The following is a 4,388-nucleotide window of genomic DNA, read 5'->3' as shown; positions in this document are numbered from 1 at the left end:
ATAGGGGGTGAAGAGAACGATACGGGAAACACCCAGAACCATACCGAACCTGACGGTTAAGCCGTATCGTGCCGATGGTAGTACGCTAAGACGTGTGAGAGTAGGTATCGCCCCCTTCCTTTTTTTAAAAGCAATATGACATGGTTTATTTGTATTTTCTCACCCCTAAAAAAATACCGCATCCAACTAACCGATGCGGTATTTTTTTCTTTTTCTTCTCACTTATTTTAATGAGTGTATATCGATTTTCCATCCGGTAATTTTTGCTGCTAGTCTAGCGGTTTGACCACCCTTTCCTACAGCTAAGGAAAGTTGGTTCTCAGGGACATACACAAAAGCGGTTCTTTCATCTTCGTTAAGAATTATATTTTTTACTTCTGCAGGGGCAAGAGCGTGTTTTATAAAAATTTTAGGATCTTCTGAATATTCTATAATATCCACTTTTTCATTTTTTAATTCTTTTATTAGTTCACTGATTCTAGAGCCTTTTTCACCGATGCAAGCACCTACAGGATCAACTCCCGGCATGGTGGTAACAACAGCAACTTTACTCCGTATTCCCGGTTCCCTGACTATTTTTACAATTTTGATAATACCTTCTTCTATCTCGGGTACAATAGATGATAATAATTCTGTAATGAGTTCAGGTGATGTCCTTGAAACCATAATTTTAGGCCCTTTTGATGTGTTCTGAATGTTTTTTATGTATACTTTTACAAGTTCTCCATTTTTAAAGGTTTCTCCAGGAATTGTCTCTTTCTTGGGAAGTTTAGTCTCTAACTTTCCAATTCTAATGTCAATATATTCATCACTGACTTTAATTATTTCAGCGGTTGAAATTCTATTCTTCAAAGCTACGTATTTATCAAACAAATTTTTCTTTTCTAGTTCCTTCAAATTTTGAAGTATGACTTGCTTTGCTGTTTGAGCGGCAACTCTTCTAAAATCCTTTTTAAGGTTGATCTTTTTTCTTACCATTTCGCCTATTTCTATTTTTGGATTAATTTTTTTAGCTTCTTCCAAAGAAATTTCTTCTTTTGGGTTTTCAACTTTTTCAACAACTTTCCATAACTGATAGACATTCAATTTTGTTAGGTTTTTATCGATTTCAATTTCAACATTTTTTGCCCCATAATTTTTTTTGTATGCACTTTTAATAGATTTGGCTATAATATCAACCAGCGAGTCTCTACTTATACCTTTATCTCTTTCCAAGGCGTCTAAGGCTTCTAATAGATTTAAGTTCAATGTTCTACACCTCCGATAACTTTTAAATTTTACAATTCAATTTCTAAATTGGCTTTATCTATGTCGTTTAAATCGATGTTGAATAATTTTCCAGAATCTTTTTCAGTAATTTTAATCTGATCTTCCAATATATCGTCAATATACCCAATTACTACAGGATGTTTCTTCTCTTTACTTTTTAAAATGAATTTTGCTAATTTTCCTTTAAATCTTTCGTAATCCGCTTTGCCTCTCAATTTTCTATCGAGTCCTGGGGAACTAACTACTAATACATAACTCTTGTCAAAGAGATCAATTTCGTCTAACCAAGGGTCGAAAGCTTTGGAAAACTTTTCACAATCTCCTATGGACACATATCCATCAGCTTTATCGATCACAACCTCCAAAATTTTATTTTTATTACTACCTTTAATTAAGATATCAAAAATTTCAAACCCCAACTTAGAAGCAACGTTATCGGCTTTTTCCCATATTAACTGTTTGACCTCTTTGTTAGTTAACATGGTATGCACCCCTTTCGATTCAAAAATTATTTTTTATAAAAAAGCTCGAGGGCAAAAGCCCTCGGCACTCATTTTGTTAATTAATTTGCTTTCAATTATCACTAATATTATAACATAAAAAAAATAAAAATCAAGACCATTTTAAAAAATACCGTTGAAAATTTAGCTTGCTCAAGAAAAGGTATTAGAGCAGAAGTTGGTGCTATGATGTATAAGTTTTATTCTTAGCAAAATTTAAGGGTCCAGGGACTATTTATCTACAGAGTTTTCCGTTTTCAAGACTCGCAGACAGAATAAACGCTGCAGCAAAATATCAAAACAAGGGTGAAAATAGAAATAGAGGCAGAGGTTTTATTGGTGAATTGTTCAATGATGACCGAAGATTTTGACTTATGGAGATAAATTTATTCCAACTTCAAAGCTTCGATGCCATGGAAAAAATACTTCCATTTTCCACCTCTTTTTCATATTTTTTTCTATTACTTCCTTGAAGGGCAATAGTTTAGCTCTCGTATACTCTTCTGCCCATTTTTCAGCGGGCATAAGCGTCCATATATTGCACCCTTTTTGGGCAGAATCTTCTCTTAGTTGTTGTCTTACCACTGCTTGATAACCCCAATGTTCTAGGAAAAAAATTGTCTGTATTTTAAGTAACTCTTTTGCATCTAATTTTAAATAATTTTTTTGAGCAAAATACTGAATTATAGAATGGAGGATAACTGTTCCAAGGGTATTGCTTACAGTGTTCCACCCAGAGTAATTTATTTTTAGCCAATCTAAATGATTTTCCAGAAGTTTTTCTACTAATCTTTTGTCTGAACCATTTCCATATTTTATATCAGCTATTCCAATAATTTTATCTTCTTTTTTAATTCTTTCAAGAATTGTTTCGTATGCTTCCTCAGATACAGCTAATGTGTCTTGAAAGGTAATGTCGTAGCTACTATAATCAGAAGAGTTATTCAACAAAAGTAAAATATCACCTTTTTGTTCTATTCTACCTCCAGCTGCTTCAATATGAGTTTCAACGCTACTTTTTAAAGGATATCCTTCATAAGGCGGAATCAGAAGGATTGATTCTGGATGTGTATAAAAAAGTTCAAAAGAAGGTGAACATTTAAACATCGAACATAATAACCTGCTTAAAAGTGTTAAAGAAGTTTCATCTGCACCAGGATGAATAGAGATTTTTTCATTTAAACCTAATTGATTAACTAACTTTTGATGCTGTTTTGATTCATAAACTGATAAGCTACCAGGAGAATTATCATCCAAGGTTATATTCAAAAAATCTACCGTTCTATTATCGACAAGCTTAACCGTTTCTTGGATAATGTTGTAGTTTCTTTCTCTCCTCCAAAAAAAGTCTTTTATCATCCACTCGGGGATTTCTTGATATTTGTTTTTGTGCTCTTCCATAAATTTTGGTAAAGCATTTTTATAAGATAAATTTTGTGGCTTATCCTGTGACTCTAGATATTTAGCAAAATCCTTTGACAGATTACTTAAAGCTTCTCCGTAATACTCCCAGTAATCAGGTTCTTCATCTGACGAGTTGTATGTGGGTATTCTTGTTATTGTGGAAGAGAGATAGATCACGGTTCTTTTTCTTTTTAAAGTATTAAGAATCTTAAGTCTTTCATTAATTGTAGGCTTTTGGAGTAAATTTATTCTTGATGGGATTAATCCTCCATGAATCAAAGTATCTAGTGAAAGAATTAAATTATCTCCTTCTTGAGAGTTGCCTAAGAGCCAATCTTTTAAAGCATTGGTATCTGCAGGAATTTTTTTAGATCCTAGCAATTCTTTAGGAGGAGTCAAAATATTCAAGCCTGAGGCTTTTGCGAAAATTAAAAAATATTCCCGAGTACAAAATCTTTCATCAATAGGTAAAAATATTATTCTCATTTTAATGATCTTCCTTTATTTTGAATTTACTGTCTTCAGAAATTCTAAAACATGCATTGTAACTAACTTTTAATACCTTCAATGTTATACTTTTACCTCCTCACTGTATAATGTATTTGATACTACATTTTTATTATCTCGTAAGGAGGTCATTCAATTGTCATTATACGGTAACTCTTCTCAACTGTACTTCGATTTTGTCTACTCTGGCTAAAAGAAACGCCCCGAACGGGGTCATGGAGAAAAAACATTATGAATTTAAGTATCGCCTTTAAGAAGGAGTTTGCCCCTTCTTATTTGGATAAGGTTATCGTTTTTACCGTCTTTAAAGGCATCAAAGAGGGAATCTTTGATACCAGTTATCTTGTTGTTGATTCTTACCCCATTATCTTTAATTCTTTCTTCAACAACAAGAAGAGTCACGGTAAATTTGAGGAAACGGGCTTTCGCCTCTTAAGGATTACAAAGAGTACTATCTTTCTCCTTTAGAAGCAAATTTCGGCGTTAAACCTGTTTCTAATTCTAAACCTATCTACGATAAGTACGGTAACCCAAAGAATTCTATCTCCTATCCTGCGCTATGCGCTGTCTCCTTTTTTGGTCACAAGGCTCATACTATTACTTTCCTCAACGTCCCTATCTTCACCGTGGTTTCCCCTGCTTCTGCCTATGACAAGAATTATGCTTTAACCCTTTTGGAAAAGGTTGTTAAGTACTTGGATCTTAGTG

Annotated in this window: 4 protein-coding genes and 1 rRNA gene; 2 read left to right on the top strand and 3 right to left on the bottom strand. The window is 33.4% G+C overall.

Features of this window, described 5'->3' with window-relative positions; genetic code table 11:
* Positions 1 to 3 precede the first annotated feature (3 nt).
* A 5S ribosomal RNA gene (gene rrf / locus AD60_RS02795) occupies positions 4 to 116 on the top strand.
* A 106-nt stretch (positions 117 to 222) separates the two neighbouring features.
* Here the strand turns inward: rrf and nusA are convergent.
* The 3 genes from nusA to AD60_RS02775 form a co-directional block, all read right to left on the bottom strand.
* Positions 223 to 1,248, bottom strand: a complete 1,026-nt coding sequence (nusA, locus tag AD60_RS02790; RefSeq protein ID WP_103876359.1) for a transcription termination factor NusA — start codon at positions 1,246 to 1,248, stop codon at positions 223 to 225.
* A 29-nt stretch (positions 1,249 to 1,277) separates the two neighbouring features.
* Entirely contained in the window at positions 1,278 to 1,751 is a 474-nt protein-coding gene (gene rimP / locus AD60_RS02785; RefSeq protein WP_103876358.1) for a ribosome maturation factor RimP, read from the bottom strand.
* 390 nt (positions 1,752 to 2,141) lie between these two features.
* Entirely contained in the window at positions 2,142 to 3,659 is a 1,518-nt protein-coding gene (locus AD60_RS02775) for a DUF4127 family protein (protein ID WP_103876357.1), read from the bottom strand.
* 252 nt (positions 3,660 to 3,911) lie between these two features.
* On the opposite strand from AD60_RS02775, the gene AD60_RS10080 reads away from it, so the two are divergent.
* On the top strand, positions 3,912 to 4,148 hold the full coding sequence (locus AD60_RS10080; RefSeq protein WP_146048829.1) for a hypothetical protein: 237 nt from the start codon (positions 3,912 to 3,914) through the stop codon (positions 4,146 to 4,148).
* The last annotated feature ends 240 nt before the right edge of the window (positions 4,149 to 4,388 follow it).

The sequence above is a fragment of the Petrotoga sp. SL27 genome (genome assembly GCF_002924605.1).
Taxonomy (GTDB): domain Bacteria; phylum Thermotogota; class Thermotogae; order Petrotogales; family Petrotogaceae; genus Petrotoga; species Petrotoga sibirica.
Note: the sequence above shows the minus strand (reverse complement) of the source record. Positions and strands in the feature narration are given on the sequence as shown.